This is a genomic window from Merdimmobilis hominis (assembly GCF_016901855.1).
In the GTDB taxonomy this organism is placed as follows: domain Bacteria; phylum Bacillota; class Clostridia; order Oscillospirales; family Ruminococcaceae; genus Paludihabitans.
The window spans coordinates 26,165-42,157 of record NZ_JACJKY010000002.1; the positions used below are offsets into that span (position 1 = coordinate 26,165).

A 15,993-nucleotide genomic window follows, 5' to 3' on the forward strand; every position below is an offset into this window, starting at 1 on the left:
GGTGGAGGGGCAATCAAAAGGCATAAGTTATTCTTGTGTCTTTTGATTGCCTGCATAAATCCCATCGAAAGGAGATACATCATTATGGACAACGATAGCGGCGCTTTGATACGCTTGATCGTTCTGATCGTATCTGCCTTTCTGCTGATTGTCATAAAACTCGCACAGTTTGCCGATCATTTCAGCCGTGAAAAGCAGTATCTCTTAACCGAGATGCACCGTGCAGCAGACTACAACGAATATCGCTATTGGCGCAGAGAACTCCGCTGCCTTTACCTCAGCCTTATTCCGTTTGTGACCGAGCGAAATGTAATGAAGGTGTACCCCGTATTCTTCTACCGGGCAAAGCACGCCACAAAGGAAAAACGCTCGGACGGTCTTATGCACATCCTTGCCCCCTCAATGCTTGCCATCTGCATCTGTGCTATCTGCCTTTGCGGTGCAAGCTGGGCTTGGTTCACCGCAAGCACCTCAACGGGAACAACGCAGATTCAAAGCTCGTCCTACAAGCTGCTGTATCAGGTTGACGAGGATGCCACCGCACCCGAGCTTGCTGAAGCCGGAACAGCATATACGCTGACAAGCGATACCACTGTGATAACACTGAAAGCCAACGGAACGGCAGGCGCAACAGGCTATTGCAGTATAAAAATCGGTGATGAAACCTACTACACCGAGCAGATTTTTGTGAATAATACTTCCGGCTTTACCTTTACCGTAAAGGCAGTCACAGGCACGGAAATCACCCTAACTCCCAAATGGGGAACTTACTCTCGCGCCGCTACGCTTCATAACGGCGATGTTATCCCCGCCACCGGCTCACAGCAAAGCAACACCCAAACACCGGATAACACCGTGACTACCGAGCCGTCAACCGAGCCTGCTCCGACCACACCGACTGCACCGACAACGCCGAGCAGCACTCCGGCAGAAAGTGCAACCACCGCACCCGAACCCTCGGCAACCGCTCCGACTGCAACACAACCCGAACCCACCGACACAGAACCAACTCCTGCGCCGGAGGACACAACTGCACCTGCGAATACAGATAAAACAGAATAAAGCATCCTCATAAAAAACGCTGAAATCCACACGGCGGCTATCGGAAACGGTAGCCGCTTTTTTATTTTGAAAAGTGCTGGACTTGCGGCACGGACTGTGGTATGGTGTTTGGCTTGGAAAGGGGTGAAAACCGTGAACACACTTGAAAATCTGTATTATCGTTTCGTCGGTCTGATATGACCGACATTAAAAAAGTGCCTTTCCGAAGTCCTCAGCAGTTCGGATTGGATTCAAGCGTGAGAGTCAACATGATGAGCGTTGTTCACGCAACGACCACAGCGGTCAATCTGACGCGTTCAGTTGCCAGAGCCGCAGGAAGATAACAAAAGAAGCAAACTTTCTGTGAAATATGGATTTTCCTCTTGATATTATTTCGGTATGCCGATATAATAAAAAGAGGAGTGATTTGTATGATGATAGACAGTTTGCTCAAGAAGCGGAATATGACAAAATACCGATTGGCAGTTGAAGCAGGCATTCCCCATGCTACGCTCAATGATATTTGCAGCGGAAAAACAAAGCTGGAAAAATGCTCTGCCGAAACGGTATATAAGCTGGCGAAGGCTTTGGACGTTTCAATGGAAATGCTGACCGAAAGCGGCATACGGGCGGCTGAACGTGAACGCTCGTTTGAACACGGTTTGCCGGATTATCTCCAGCACGATCTGGACGCATATAAGGAAGGGCTGAAAACCAACTCTTCCATTCTTGACTGCTTGTGGGGAGAGCTTTACGGCAGCATCAATCTGGCGGAAATCAGCGAAGGCGTGATTACGCCGGAACACGCTGATTACCTCAGACAAAAATATTTATGGAAAGGAGCAGAAGCATGACAGAAGGGATTGACTTTACAAACTGCCCTCGTATATTTGACCGGGCATATAACGGAGCGAATGGCAAGAAAATTGCCGTGGAATACGACGGCAGACCATATATGCTCAAGTTTCCGCCGTCCGGCGAAGGAAAGCCAACTGAGCTGTCCTATACCAATAGCTGCATCAGCGAACACATTGCCAGCAGTATTTTTCATATGCTTGGCATCAAGGCGCAGGAAACCATGCTGGGGACATTTACAGTAAACGGCAAAGAGAAAATCGTCTGCGCCTGTCTTGACTTCACCGAGGACGGGAAGAAGTTTTACGATTTCTGCTCCATCAAAAACACCGTTTTGGATTCCGATTCCAACGGCAGCGGTACGGAGCTTGAAGATATTTTGGAAGCCATTGAAAAACAGCAGTATGTTGATCCTGTCCTCTTAAAGAAACACTTTTGGGAGATGTTTGCCGCAGACGCATTGCTCGGCAACTTCGACCGTCATAACGGCAACTGGGGCTTTTTATATGATCCGAAGAATAAACAGCGTCAATTCGCTTTTGCGGATTGACGTTATTTTTTTGCACCTGCGGTGGGCAACTCGCGTCCGGCTGTTGCCGCAGCGAAAACGAATCCATCATCTTCGGGAGTGTATTTGAACGTTTTTATGAACTGTTCTGATTTGAAATGCATGCTACACATAGGGAAATTTGGTTGACACAAAAAAAGAGGCTTGCTATAATAATAATGGTTATTTGGTAAACCTGCTCACCTGTGCGAAGATTTGATCAGCCATTTTAAATGTCCAAACTCCTTGTTAATTATAATTATTTTAGTGGTTACAGGTGCACTAAAAAAATAATTGAATAATTGGGAGACGATTTAATGGACAGGATTTCGTATTTTAAACTGCAGGCAAAAAACCTGATGCGTGACTTTAAAACGAAAAAAATGGAAGAAGGAGATGAGTTTTATTCTTATTCTCCACAGTTTTTTAAAGATATAGATGACTTAATCGTTGATTGGGATATAGATGAAGACCATTTTACATTGATGCAGGCACAACATATGATTGCTTATTTTGCTGGATTTGAAAAATGGTCTGATTTGCTTCATGCGAGTGAAGAAGCATTAGAGTTAGGAGAACTTTTGTTTAAACATCGTGATGAATGGTATGGTTTGCGTGAGGATTGGGACATGTACCTTGCAATTAACAATATGCAGGATTTATCTGATGCAGCGAAATTGCAAATTTTTAAAGCAGTATATTTAGAAGAGTTTGATTGATTTTATTGTATGTTGAGGAGATTTGGATAATAACAGCGTCAATTCGCTTTTGCGGATTGACGTTATTTTTTTGCACCTGCGGTGAGCAACCCGCGCACGAAGTTTTCTTTTACAGTTAAATGAGATACCCGCGTCGGGGGTAAAAAAATCAATCAGACTTAGCCTGCACCTGCGGTGCGCAATTCGCGCATCGTAGGTTTTTCTTTTATTGCAGCAAAGATGCCCGCGGCGGAAGCCTCGCAGCTGAGTATCATCAGCGATCTTCTTCGTAAACAAAACCCATGTATAAATTATCACTATATGCATATTTACGTCGGATATCGGCTCTTCCTCCGCTTGTACGACTTGTAACACTGCGATAATTCGTCTATAATAAAAATAATTACAAATGTATGAAACAAGTAATTTTTATTCAGGAGGTGTATTATGGAACGTTATTTATCCATTCGAGAGGCAGCAGAAAAATGGAGTGTATCGGAGCGTCGAATCAATCAATACTGTTCTGAGGGTCGCATCCCCGGTGCGGAGAAGATCGGGAAAGCTTGGCTGATTCCCGCCAATGCAGATAAACCCGGTGATCCACGAAAACAGAAAAAACAATCCGTATCGCATAAATCACCGAATGCACCGGCATTGTTTCCCGGCTTTATGCCTCTGATGAATACACCATTTGAGCCAGGCCACTGTATAGAAACGATAGAAAAAATGAAACCAGGGCCGAAAAAGGACATTGCCATGGCAGAGTACCACTATTTCAGCGGACAGGCAGAAAAGGCCATGCAGGAAACAGAACCCTATCTCATCTCAACGGATGGAGGCATTCGTCTTTCTGCCTGCTGGATTTTTGCTTATTCCTGTCTGACCATGGGCAGGATCGACCATGCCCGCCGTGCTTTGCAGGAAATTCAAAATACACTTGCCAACAGCGGAAAAACTGACCCGCCGGTTCATGCGATAGAAGCGTTTGTAGCGTTTGCGGCAGCGGTGTTGCTGCATCTTCCCTTGCCGGAGAAAATGCCGCCCATGGAAACGTTTCTTCCGCTGCTGCCGCCTGGTGTTCGTGCGTTTGCGCTGTATGTGCTGGCTCACTATCTCTATCTCAAAGAAGAGTATGGACAAAGTGCCGGAATTGTGGAGGCCACTCTTTCTATGGGAGCATACGATTATCCGATATCCGCCATATATCTGCATTTGGTGGCAGTAATGGACTACATGAGCTTGAAGCAGCCGGATCGCGCGCAAATCCATCTTTTGACGGCGTGGAAGATTGCCCGCCCGGATGATCTTATCGAAGGATTCGGGGAACATCACGGACTTTTGGGCGCCATGCTGGAGGCAACCATCAAGCCAAACTGGCCGGAGGATTTCAAAAGAATCATTGACATTACTTATCGATTCTCTTCCGGTTGGCGTAGAGTTCATAATCCCATTACCGGACATGATGTAGCGGACGATTTGACTACTACCGAATTCGCTATCGCCATGCTCGCAGCCCGCAGCTGGACAACGCAGGAGATCGCAAAACACCTGAATATATCGGCAAATACGGTGAAAGGCCACATCTCCGAGGCGATGAGAAAGCTCCATGTGGAAACCCGCAAAGATCTGAAAAAATATATGCTTCAATAGAAAACCAAACAGAAAAAATTGCTGATCTTCCCCCCCATTTTCAGGGGTCAAATGGGTGATAGTATTCCCGATTTTTTTACGATATAATGAGAGTGTGTTATTTTACCAAATACACAAACGGACTTACCGGAAAGAAAGCGGGTGCGGAAAAATGAGGCGTTACAAAGACAGTTTGTACAACTATTCAATAGCTGCTGTGATCCGGATAGACAGCAGAATCATTCCGCCTGTTTCTTCTGTTCATGATGTTATATTGCCATATCAAAGGGCACAATGCGTCCATTCTGCGGACACATTGTGCCCTTTTTTGTTTCAACAAAATCTGCATACGCATAAGGGGGTGTTGCGAAAAAAGCAGTGATTCCCCATGCCATTGTGAAGGAGAATGAAAACACAACAAAAACCTATCGGCACAACACGAAAGGCGTGATTTAATAATCAGCCTGTACGCACGCCGCATGAGCGTCTTTTGCTCTTACCATCGAGAACCGATAACAGCAATCTTCCGCTGCGGAACACCTTGTTGTTTGTGTCCGACGGTTTGCCTGGGGACTGTATCAGTGAAAAATAAAAAGCGTTTGCCTAAAAAATAACGCAGGAAAGAAATGGAGGAAATCATATGAGAAAACGAATGTTAAGTCTGCTGCTCTGTGCGGTAATGATCGCGGGACTAATGCCCATGTCCGTTTCCGCTCTTGAGGAAGACGAGTATCCGTATATCGCAGGTACGCAGATCACCGACGCAACGGCATCAGATGTGCTGGGAGACGGTACGGTATCGTACGATCCGGAGAAAAATGTATTGACTTTAAACAATGCATCCATTACAGCAGAAAACGAACCTTACGGCATTTATGCGGAAGGCTCCCTGTTGATCGAGCTTGTAGGACAAAACAGCGTCACCTCGTCAGGGGTGTCTGACCAAAATATTTGTGCCGCTGTTTACAGTCAAAGCGGCGATATCAAAATTTTTGCCGGGGAAAACGCTGCCGACCCTGTTCTGACTGCTACAGCCGCCCCGCAGGCTCCTGAGACAGCCTATTCCTCTTACGGCATTTACGGACAAGATATTTCGATTGAGGATGGCGTACAGGTTACTGCCGAAAGCGGCGATGCATCGCTGAAAAGCGGTTTTAAAAGCAGTGCGATCAGCGGAAATGTCATTTCGATCACAAATGCAGCCGTAAACGCAACAGCCGGAAGCGCATGCTATAGTTATGCCATCGCAGGCGAAAAGGGAATTGAAATCAACGATTCCAATGTGACTGCGCAAAGCAACAGCCAGACCGTATACTGGGAAGATTATAATGTTCTGTACAGCGCAGGTATTATTGCACCGACAGAAGGAGATATTCAAATCTCCGGCGGTGCAGTAAACGCACAGAGCAGCGAAGCGGAACGCCTCAGTGTGGATATCGCAAGCCTGCAGGGTTCTCTCACCATCGATAACGATGCAGTTGTACAGGCAAATTACGAGGACCGCGGATTTACCAGCGCAGCCGAAGGAGGCGTCGGTGCCGGCCTGATGGCTTACGGCGACATTACGATTGACGATGCAAAAGTATATACCAGAGGACGGGAAGCCGCTCTCAGCGCCGGAATCTACAGCCATGAAAACGTGATGATAAACGGAGAGGTCAATGCAATAGGCGACCGCAGCGATGCCCCCTCATTTTATCTCGGAGGAAGCTTTGGCATCTTTGCTGAAACCGGAAGCGTCACCGTTAACAGCGGAAAAGTAACCACGTCAATCGGCATGACGGAGTCTGCTGTGTGCAGCGGAATCTGCGCATATGGTGATGTAACCATCAACGCCGGAGAGGTTTTTGCGTCCGGCTCCAACGCGATCCCAATAGACGGCGTATCACCGGATTCGAGCTGCGGTCTTCTGAGCCAGGCCGGAAATGTGGTATTTGCCGATGAGGATGCAAAGGTTACCGTCAATGGCGGATATGCAAACAGCAGCTCGGTTGCTATCGTTGCCCTGGCGGGCGATGTGAAATTCCTCGCCGGTGATGTTGACTTCTTAGGATATATCAAATATGCAGAGAATTATGATGACGTCATCTGCTATGGCGTGATCGCTTCGGGCGAAGAGGAATCAGACAAAGGAAACATTGTTGTTTCCGGCGGAAATATTGGCGGCCTCGGCAACACCGGTGCATTTTACCTGGACGGAGAGTTTATTGTAGAACCGTCTGCCAATCTGATTCTTCGCATAAAGACAAATGACGAATTGATTGATGTATTTGAAACATGGGGACTTGCATGGGAAGACTATCTCCAGGCAGCAAAAGAATTTTTAGAGCTGCAGGAGAATAACGCAGAAGAAATCGACGGTTCTCCCTTTACACAAAAAACAGTCATTCCAAAAGAGATCGTAAACAGTTGGAAAAGCTTTTTCTGCTCCACTCAAAAAGTGACTCCGGTCACCTATACGCTCACCTTTGAAACCAACGGCGGCGACAGCATCGCTCCGCTGACAGCTGAGGAGGGCACAGTCATTGATCTTTCACAGTATACACCGAAAAAAGACGGTTTCAGCTTTACAGGCTGGTATACAGATGATACATTGACAACAAAGGCTTCCTCTGTTACACTTGACGGCAATAAAACGGTATATGCCGGTTGGACAGTAGAGAAAACGCCGGAAGAACCTTCTCCCGACACCGGTGACAACAATGCGTTGCTGATGTTAAGTGCGGTACTGCTGATGTCCGGCGCTGTGCTCAGCGTAGTAACATACAGAAAAAAGAAACAATTCAACTAAACACTTAACAAATTGAATGAGGCGGCAGCAGACTTAAAAAAAGTCTGCTGCCGCCTCTCTGCTTAAAAACGCAGACAGAAAAAGAATCACGCGATTCACACTTTGGATTCAGCTTTTTACTGCGTTTTTTGAAAAAGAGATTGTCACGAAGTTTGCGGTTGCGTTTTTATAAAAATGCGCTATAATGATTGTGTTAGTTCTCATTCACAGACCCAATCAATTACATAGTATACTGCCACCGGGTAGAGAGATGATCACAGCATCTTGTTTTTGCGGCGTTAGGTCTTAGAAGTCGCAAAAATGGGGTGCTGTATTTTTGGAGGTACACACGTGAACAGACAGCTGATTCGATATATCGTCCCAAATATTTTGGCGATGGCGGGAACATCCTGCTATGTGCTGGCCGACACTTTTTTTATTTCGATTGCTGAAGGTGCAAACGGCATCACCGCATTAAATCTGGTTTTGCCTGTATATGGCTTAATTTATGCGCTCGGTTCGATGATCGGCGTCGGCTCTGCCACACGATACACGCTCAGCAAAGCGACAGGACAGGATTCTGCCGGCGATTTCTTTTCCAATTCGGTTTGGTGGACGCTTCTTCTCAGCAGCATGTTTGTGGTGACAGGACTCTGTTTCCCCGGCGAGTTTCTCGCCCTCTTGGGCGCAGACGAACAAATTGCAGCCATCGGTGTGCCGTATCTGCGAATCGTTTTGTTATTTGCGCCGTTTTTTATGCTCAATTACACGTTTACAGCATTTGTCCGCAACGATTATGCACCGAAACTCGCAATGCTCGCCACACTGCTCAGCGGTCTTTTCAACATTGTATTTGACTACATTTTCATGTTCCCGATGGGGATGGGAATGATCGGCGCAGCACTGGCGACCGGTATATCTCCCATTGTCAGCATGAGTATCTGCATGGTGCATTATCTGTCGAAAAACAGCTCCATCGTTTTCACAAAAAAACGCCCGTCACTGCACAAGCTGTTCGCTTCGTGCAGCTTAGGCGTGGTGGCGTTTGTCGGAGAATTGTCCAGCGGCATCACAACACTTGTCTTTAATTTTATCCTTCTGAGCATCTCCGGAAACACTGCCGTTGCGGCGTATGGCGTGATTGCAAATATTGCGCTGGTCGGCACCGCACTGCTCAACGGCGTTTCTCTGGGTCTGCAGCCTGTCGCAAGCGCGATGCACGGACGAGCGGACGCAAAAGAAGAACGCCGCATCTATGCACACGCACTCATAATCGCCGAGATGATTGCCGTCACGGCAGCTGCGGCTGCAGTGTTGTTCGGAGATCAGCTGATCGCCGTCTTCAACAGTGAACGCTCCGCGGAACTGGCTTCTTATGCGGCGCCGGGCATTCGGGTGTATTTTGCCGGTTTTTTGATTGCCGCGGTCAATATCATAAAGTCCGGATTTTACAGCGCGATCGGAAAAGCGGCACAATCCTCTGCCATCGCACTGTCGAGAGGTGTTATCACGATTTCTGCACTGGCGTTTCTGCTTTCCGCCATGTTCGGCGTCATGGGTGTATGGATGGCTTTCCCCGCATCGGAACTTGTGACCTGGATTCTTTCTCTTGTGATGAATGCCGTTCGGAAAACAAACGATACACACATAAAACCGCATGCATCCGGTGAAGATGCAGACAGGAGGGACATGATATGATCAGCGAACAAGAGAAAAAACAAATCAGACGGTACTGCCTGCTCCCAAGCATAGCTGCCGCATGTCTTGCTGTAGCCATTCTCATCGGTATTCCATGGATTGTGCTTGTCATGATCAACGATATCGTGTGGGAAGGGGGATTTTACGGTCTTGGACTGTATACATATCTGGGCATCGCCGCGGCATCTCTGACTGCATTTGTGGTATGCTTTTTGATTCCCCGCATCGGCATGAGAAAAGAAAAATGGATGCGGATTGCCGAACAGGCAAACGTCATGCTGTCAAACAACGACTATTCGGCACAGCTGGCGGCTTCCATGGGTGCCCGTGCAATGGGAACTCTGCTGCGCCATACAAACCGCGAGGATGCTTCCGCGATGGGGGATGCATTCAACGCACTGGCGGCTGTCGGTACGCTTGCCACCGTCACACAGATGACAAACGAGCTTCGCCGGAACGCAAAATGTATTGCGGCGATTTACGGCGTCAAAGTTCCAAAAGCGAGAAATTATGTGTTGGCGGTTATTCTGATCCCGGTTTTGCTGCTGATTGGCGTATATATTCCACAGTTTGTATCGGCAAAGCAAAACGCGGATGCCGGTATTGTACAGGCGTCGAAATCGGTCTATGCGCTCCAAGATTCGTTTAAAACCGACTGCGATCATGTATCGATTGACGATCCAAAAGAAGGATACAACGGCAGCGGTTATGATGTGACCGGTTACCTGTACGCCTACGACGAGCCGTATCAGTCGTATATCTGGGTCACAGTGGGAAACGACGGACAAATCTGCGAGGTCATCTATTGCATTGACGTCGATGTACATGCATCCAAAGAAGAAACACTCGAAAAAGCATCGCTTGACCTGCTCAAATTAAACGTGATGATGAATGATTCCAATGTAAAGGCCGTTTCCGAACAGATGCTTTCGGAATACACGCTGCCGGAGATGTTTGTCGAGCAATTTGCCGATCATTCGTACTACGAAAATCTGAGGGTTTCCGTCGATGAATCCTATTCTGTTTCCTATGTGACAGAACCGGAAGAGGAATACGACGAATCGAGTGAATCGTACATCTACATCACACTGGAAGCATAAAACGTGCATCGATCCAAAGGAGAACACAGGATGTTTCGGTTTCAAAAGAAAGCATGCACAAAAGAAACAATGGGCACGGTAGTCAAAAAGCGATATAACGGCGATACATGGTTTTTGACGGTATCGTATACGGTTGAGGGTGTGCCGTACAAACGCACTGAACAGCTGCGGTATCGGCCGGTCAAAACGTATCGTGCAATAGGCATTCCTGTTGGCATGCGGTCAAGCGCATCGCTTGGACAAGTACAGGTCGGCGATGCTGTCCGCGTATGTTACAATCCGCAGAAGCCCAAACGGGCATATCTTCCCGATAATGAAGACTTTTTGTTCACATAATGAAAAGCACGCACAAAAAAACGGTCTTGACAAATTGTCAAGACCGGTTTTTGTTTATCAAGAATTCTTTTGACTAGTCCAACTGTTTTTCTTGTTCTTCGAAGCCAGTTCCATCAATTTTAAATGTATACTGCGTACCGCTATTACCGCCCAAAGCCTGATCTAATTGCTCAACGGTATCGCCTACAATAATATTGCAAGAAACAGTCTGACCTTCCCGCATCGCTTTCAGCAAAGCATCCCAGACAACATCTCTTTCATTTGTTTCAATGCATGAACTTTCTATATACTTTGAGGGAAGTATCTTCCAGAATTTTAAATCTCCGCTAAAAGGATCTGGAAAAAGCTGTGTTGTATAAACGCTCCCGTCAATTTTTAAATTTAAACGCATAAATTCATCTGAATCATATGTAGCCGAACTGTTTCCATATTCAAGCAATCTAAAAGAAAAATAAGTGTCGACACTGGACGGATCATCATAAAAAACAACGGTTTCTAATTGACTTCCTGTTTCTGCTCCATGGCTGAAAGTTCCTTGAAATACTCCTCTGAGATACATGTCGTTTGTCGAATCTCCAAAGTCATCTTCATACGAATCAACTGCCCAACATGATGGCTTTTTTTCGACTTCAGACTCAGTTGTAACAGAATTTGAACATCCAGCTACTCCGATAAGAAGTATAAAGGTTAAAAAAATACGCATAGTTTTTTCATAGGATCTTCCTCCTTTTTATTTTTGAGGCTAATACACCTCAAAAATTATTTTACATGCTTGTACAATAAAAGTCAATAGGGGGGGATCGCATTGGAACTAAAACAATAGGAGTTGTTATTAAGCGTTTTCGCGAAAAACAACGGCTTTCACAAGAAGTATTAAGCGGTCTCGCAAATATTGATCGAAGTCATTTAAGCAAAATTGAACTGGGATTGCGAAGTCCTACCGTCAATGTTCTATACAAAATTGCAGATGCACTGAATATCAAGGCAAGTGATATTTTAATTGAAGCCGAAAAAGAAGAATGCGAAGAGGAATGCTTAGATAAGTCCGCACACAAAAACCGGTCTTGACAGTTTGTCAAGACCGGTTTCACGTTAAAATAAGTGATCTGGCATTTCTGCGCCTCTCGGAAGTGCGCAGATAGGTACATCATCGCTTTGCCATGCAGTGCCGTTTGAACACGGCAGGTGTCATGCCGGTTTTCTGCACGAATGATTTATAAAAGCTCGAATATTCATTGAATCCTGCCTGCATACAGGCATCCGACGCAGTCATCCCCTCGCGGATACACTGGCGTGCAAAGCTTATGCGCTTCGTCACGATATAGTCGTGCACCGTGGCATTCGTGTACGCTTTGAACTGGCGCAGAAGATGAAATTTGCTCACGAAAAACTGCGCGCACAGCGTGTCAAGTGTGAGCGGTTCGGTGTAGTGCGCATCGATGTAGCGAAGCACCTGCGCCATCAGAGAATCGGCAGCGGGCGCAGGCTGTTCGTCTGCGGCGGCACAGCGGGCAGCTTCATTTAAAAACAGGGTGATGGCTGCACCCGAGGTCTGCTTGAATGAATCGTCCGTCATGCGCTCAAACAGCGCTTTGCAAAACGAAAGTGATTCTTCCGGCAGATGAATCCGGTGGATTCCATGTGAAGAAAGCGCAGAAAGCGACGAAAACACATCGTTTGTTTCGCACAGCGCATGCACATACGGCACGCTGAGCCATAAAACCATCCGGTCATACGGTGCGCGCTCGTCTGCAAGCACAGGACGGTGCATTCGTCCGGGCGGAATGAGCAGTAAATCACCCGGAATCAGCGGATAAACCCGGTCTTCGATATAATATGTCACATCGCCGCCCAGGAACAAAAAGCATTCAAAAAATTCGTGCGTATGAAAATCGAGCGTTTTCGAATACGGCTCACAGTAGTGATACGCCTCAAAATCGCCGGCGATCATCACCTGAGAAGAATTGAATTTTGCAATCTGTGCCATGCGCTTCACCTCAGTTTTTAGCATATCGCAATTTTTGCAATGTTTCAAGCAAAAATTGCGATTTTTTTTGCAAATCAATATGCTATGCTAACATCAAGGAGGTGGGAACTTTGCAGAAATCACTCTTTTTGACCACATCGGCTGCAAAGCGGCTGTACGAAACCGCAAAAACGCTGCCGATTGCTGATTATCACTGCCATCTTTCCCCGAAAGAATTGTTCGAAAACCGCCCGTTTGAAAGCCTTGCATCGCTTTGGCTCTCGGGCGATCACTACAAATGGCGCTTGATGCGCGTCTGCGGAATCGATGAATCACTCATCACCGGGCCGCAATCGTTTGACGAGCGGTGCAACGCGTATCTTTCGTGTGTGACACAGTCGCCCGGTAACCCGCTCTACACCTGGACTGCCATGGAGCTTTCGTTTTTGATCGGAAAACCGGTGACGCTCACGAAAGAAAACGCAATGGAACTCTACCATGAGGCAAACGAAGCGTTAAAGAAGCGCTGTCCGACGCCGCGGTCGCTCGTACTCGCCGCAAATGTCAAATCACTTGCCACAACGGATGATCCGACCGATTCGCTCTGCTATCACGAAGCACTGCGCGCAGACAGCACGTTCCCCGTGTCGGTGACGCCGACATTCCGCACTGACCGGCTTATTAACATCGCGGCGGCTGATTATCCCGTTTACATCCAAACGCTTTCCGAGGTGTCCGGCGTGGAGGTTTCGTCGTTTGACACGTTCAAACAGGCGGTACGCGTCCGGCTCGACCGGTTTTGTTCGCTCGGATGCACACTCGCTGACGTAGGCGTTCCGTATTTTCCGCACGGAACCTGCACAGACAAACAAGCCGACCGGATCTTCCGCGATGCACTGGATGGAAAAGACGTTTCCGCGTCGCTTCCTGCATTTTTGACCGCATGCTACCGCTTTTTAAACGAGGAATATACCAAACGAAACATGACGTCCCAGATGCATTTGTGCGTCACCCGAAACGCAAACGACGTGCTGTTTTCATCGCTCGGCGCTGACTGCGGCGGCGACTGTATGGGGGACACGATCCCGGTTTCCGATTTGACCGCGTTTTTCAACGAATCAAACAACCGCGGCACGCTGCCCCGCACGATTGTATACACGTTAAACCCTGCCATGTATGAGCCGCTCTTGTGCGCGGCAGGAAGCTTCCGGAACGTATCTCTCGGTGCGGCATGGTGGTTTAACGACCACAAAGCCGGCATCGAACAGCAGCTTTCGCTGTTTGCACGCACCGGCAGTCTTAAATCCTCGTTCGGCATGCTCACCGACAGCCGCAGCTTTTTATCATACGTCCGGCACGACTTTTTCCGCCGGATTTTGTGCGGATGGATGGGTCGACTGATCGAATCGGGCGAATTTTTGGACGAAGATACTGCAAAAGAAATCATCCGCGCTGTCTGTTATGAAAACAGTGCTTCACTTTTGAAAGGAGCGATACCCGCATGAAAATGACATTCCGCTGGTACGGCAAAAACGATCCCGTGCCGCTTTCGTATATCCGCCAGATCCCAAACATGAGCGGGATTGTTTCGGCGGTCTATGACACGCCGACCGGCGAGGTTTGGCCAATCGAACAGATTGAAGAAGTCAAACGCGCCGCAGAAGAACACGGTCTTGCGTTTGAAGTCGTCGAGAGCGTTCCTGTCCATGAGGAAATTAAGTTGGGCGGCAAAGATGCGCCGCGTCTGATTGAAAATTACTGCGAAAATGTGCGCCGGCTCGGTGCGGCAGGTGTGAAAGTCATCTGCTATAACTTCATGCCGGTATTCGACTGGGTGCGCACGACGCTCAAAAACCCGCTCCCGGACGGTTCGAACGCGCTGGCGTATGACAGCCGCGAAATCGAAGCGCTCGACCCGGTTACAAAGCCGCTCTCGCTTCCCGGATGGGACGAAAGCTATACGCAAGCGGAGTGCAGCGCGCTCATCCGCCGATGGCACGAAGCCGGCGAGGAAACACTGTGGAAAAGCTTTGAAACATTCCTGCGCGCTGTGATTCCGGTTGCGGAGGAATCGGGTATCCGCATGGCGATTCATCCGGATGATCCGCCGTGGGGGCTGTTCGGTCTGCCGCGCATCATCAAAGACGCCAACAGCATCCGCCGGATGCGTGAAATCATGCCGTCGCCTGCAAACGGTCTCACACTCTGCACCGGTTCGCTCGGCGCAAATCCCCAAAACGACGTGGTGGCGCTCGCACGCGAATTTGCGCCGTACATCCCGTTTGCCCATCTGCGAAACGTCGCGTACACCGAACACGGCTTCACCGAAACGGCACATCCGTGCGGTGCGCTCGATCTCTACGGCGTGGTCAAGGCACTCGTGCAAAACGGATTCGACGGCTATGTCCGCCCGGACCACGGACGCATGATCTTCGGCGAAGAGGGACGCCCCGGCTATGGTCTGTTTGACCGCGCACTCGGCGCCGCTTATTTAAACGGACTGTTTGAAGCCGCACAAAAGGAGGAAGCTTCCCATGAATAAAGTCATCGTCATCACCGGTGCGGGCGGTGTGCTGTGCTCCGCTTTTGCAAGAGCGCTCGCCGCAGACGGTCATTTTGTCGCACTGCTCGACAAAAACGAACAGGCCGTCACCGCCATTGCCGAGGAAATCAACGCCGCACAGCCCGGCCATGCAATCGCAGTCGGTGCAAACGTGCTCGATAAGGAAAATCTCATCGCGGCACGCGATACCGTACTCGCCGCATTCCAAAAAATTGACGTGCTCATCAACGACGCAGGCGGCAATCATCCGCGCGGCACCACGACTGCCGAACGCTTGGGCGAGGAGGAAACCGCCGATGCACGCCGGTTCTTTGATTTAAACGCAGACGATCTGTCGTTTGTGTTCGATTTAAACTGCATCGGCACGCTTTTGCCGACACAGGTGTTCTGCGAGGTCATGGCAGAAAACGGCGGCTGTGTCTTAAACGTTTCATCGATGAACGCATTCCGTCCGCTCACGAAAATCCCGGCATATTCCGCCGCAAAAGCCGCCGTTTCGAACCTCACGCAGTGGCTTGCCGTTCATTTTTCCAAATGCAATATCCGCGTCAACGCGATTGCACCCGGCTTTTTTGTGACAAATCAAAATTACGCACTGCTGTTTGACGAATCGGGCGAACCGACCGCCCGCGCACAAAAAATCATCGCGCACACACCGCTCGGCCGCTTCGGCAAGCCGGAAGAACTGCTCGGTGCCGTGCGGTTTTTACTCGACGAAACACAATCCGGTTTTTTGACCGGTGTTGTTCTCCCGATTGACGGCGGATTCTCCGCGTATTCGGGTGTATAA

General features: G+C 48.5%; 16 protein-coding genes. 14 read left to right on the top strand and 2 right to left on the bottom strand.

All coding sequences use genetic code 11. The annotated features are described in order from the left end of the window. The first annotated feature begins 84 nt into the window (after positions 1 to 84). From H6A12_RS01460 to H6A12_RS01500, 10 genes are all read left to right on the top strand, one after another. The gene (locus tag H6A12_RS01460; RefSeq protein WP_204444053.1) at positions 85 to 1,062 is read left to right on the top strand and encodes a hypothetical protein; all 978 of its coding nucleotides are present in this window, start codon (positions 85 to 87) and stop codon (positions 1,060 to 1,062) included. A gap of 176 nt (positions 1,063 to 1,238) precedes the next feature. Further along, positions 1,239 to 1,385, top strand: coding sequence for a conjugal transfer protein TrbL family protein (locus tag H6A12_RS13755; RefSeq protein ID WP_430623621.1), 147 nt, complete (start codon positions 1,239 to 1,241; stop codon positions 1,383 to 1,385). An 87-nt stretch (positions 1,386 to 1,472) separates the two neighbouring features. Next, positions 1,473 to 1,895 (top strand): helix-turn-helix transcriptional regulator, encoded by a 423-nt coding sequence (locus H6A12_RS01465; RefSeq protein WP_204444055.1) that lies wholly within the window; start codon positions 1,473 to 1,475, stop codon positions 1,893 to 1,895. Continuing rightward, positions 1,892 to 2,446 carry a HipA domain-containing protein gene (locus H6A12_RS01470; protein ID WP_204444057.1) on the top strand — a complete coding sequence of 185 codons (555 nt, stop codon included), beginning with the start codon at positions 1,892 to 1,894 and terminating at the stop codon, positions 2,444 to 2,446. Before H6A12_RS01465 ends, H6A12_RS01470 begins: the two co-directional genes overlap by 4 nt. A gap of 314 nt (positions 2,447 to 2,760) precedes the next feature. After that, entirely contained in the window at positions 2,761 to 3,162 is a 402-nt protein-coding gene (locus H6A12_RS01475) for a hypothetical protein (protein ID WP_204444059.1), read from the top strand. Positions 3,163 to 3,588: 426 nt separating this feature from the next. Then, positions 3,589 to 4,791 carry a helix-turn-helix domain-containing protein gene (locus H6A12_RS13655; protein ID WP_204444061.1) on the top strand — a complete coding sequence of 401 codons (1,203 nt, stop codon included), beginning with the start codon at positions 3,589 to 3,591 and terminating at the stop codon, positions 4,789 to 4,791. A 619-nt stretch (positions 4,792 to 5,410) separates the two neighbouring features. Beyond that, a complete protein-coding gene (locus tag H6A12_RS01485; protein WP_204444063.1) occupies positions 5,411 to 7,561 on the top strand; it encodes an InlB B-repeat-containing protein in 2,151 nt (716 codons plus the stop codon). 330 nt (positions 7,562 to 7,891) lie between these two features. Next, on the top strand, positions 7,892 to 9,238 hold the full coding sequence (locus tag H6A12_RS01490) for an MATE family efflux transporter (protein WP_345941207.1): 1,347 nt from the start codon (positions 7,892 to 7,894) through the stop codon (positions 9,236 to 9,238). Beyond that, the gene (locus H6A12_RS01495) at positions 9,235 to 10,338 is read left to right on the top strand and encodes a hypothetical protein (protein WP_204444068.1); all 1,104 of its coding nucleotides are present in this window, start codon (positions 9,235 to 9,237) and stop codon (positions 10,336 to 10,338) included. The genes H6A12_RS01490 and H6A12_RS01495 overlap by 4 nt, the downstream gene beginning before the upstream one ends. A 30-nt stretch (positions 10,339 to 10,368) precedes the next feature. Beyond that, a complete protein-coding gene (locus H6A12_RS01500) occupies positions 10,369 to 10,674 on the top strand; it encodes a DUF3592 domain-containing protein (RefSeq protein ID WP_204444070.1) in 306 nt (101 codons plus the stop codon). 73 nt (positions 10,675 to 10,747) lie between these two features. Here H6A12_RS01500 and H6A12_RS01505 read toward each other — a convergent pair whose 3' ends face one another. Further along, on the bottom strand, positions 10,748 to 11,377 hold the full coding sequence (locus H6A12_RS01505; RefSeq protein WP_204444072.1) for a hypothetical protein: 630 nt from the start codon (positions 11,375 to 11,377) through the stop codon (positions 10,748 to 10,750). A 128-nt stretch (positions 11,378 to 11,505) separates the two neighbouring features. On the opposite strand from H6A12_RS01505, the gene H6A12_RS01510 reads away from it, so the two are divergent. Further along, the gene (locus H6A12_RS01510) at positions 11,506 to 11,742 is read left to right on the top strand and encodes a helix-turn-helix domain-containing protein (protein ID WP_345941210.1); all 237 of its coding nucleotides are present in this window, start codon (positions 11,506 to 11,508) and stop codon (positions 11,740 to 11,742) included. Positions 11,743 to 11,821: 79 nt separating this feature from the next. Here H6A12_RS01510 and H6A12_RS01515 read toward each other — a convergent pair whose 3' ends face one another. Continuing rightward, positions 11,822 to 12,661 carry an AraC family transcriptional regulator gene (locus tag H6A12_RS01515; protein ID WP_204444074.1) on the bottom strand — a complete coding sequence of 280 codons (840 nt, stop codon included), beginning with the start codon at positions 12,659 to 12,661 and terminating at the stop codon, positions 11,822 to 11,824. A 110-nt stretch (positions 12,662 to 12,771) separates the two neighbouring features. Between H6A12_RS01515 and uxaC the strand changes: the two genes are divergently transcribed. The 3 genes from uxaC to H6A12_RS01530 are packed head-to-tail and all read left to right on the top strand — an operon-like array spanning position 12,772 to position 15,993. After that, the gene (gene uxaC / locus H6A12_RS01520; RefSeq protein WP_204444076.1) at positions 12,772 to 14,145 is read left to right on the top strand and encodes a glucuronate isomerase; all 1,374 of its coding nucleotides are present in this window, start codon (positions 12,772 to 12,774) and stop codon (positions 14,143 to 14,145) included. Beyond that, positions 14,142 to 15,182: a mannonate dehydratase gene (gene uxuA / locus H6A12_RS01525; protein WP_204444078.1), complete on the top strand. Its 1,041-nt coding sequence runs from the start codon at positions 14,142 to 14,144 to the stop codon at positions 15,180 to 15,182. Before uxaC ends, uxuA begins: the two co-directional genes overlap by 4 nt. Continuing rightward, on the top strand, positions 15,175 to 15,993 hold the full coding sequence (locus H6A12_RS01530; protein ID WP_204444080.1) for an SDR family oxidoreductase: 819 nt from the start codon (positions 15,175 to 15,177) through the stop codon (positions 15,991 to 15,993). Before uxuA ends, H6A12_RS01530 begins: the two co-directional genes overlap by 8 nt.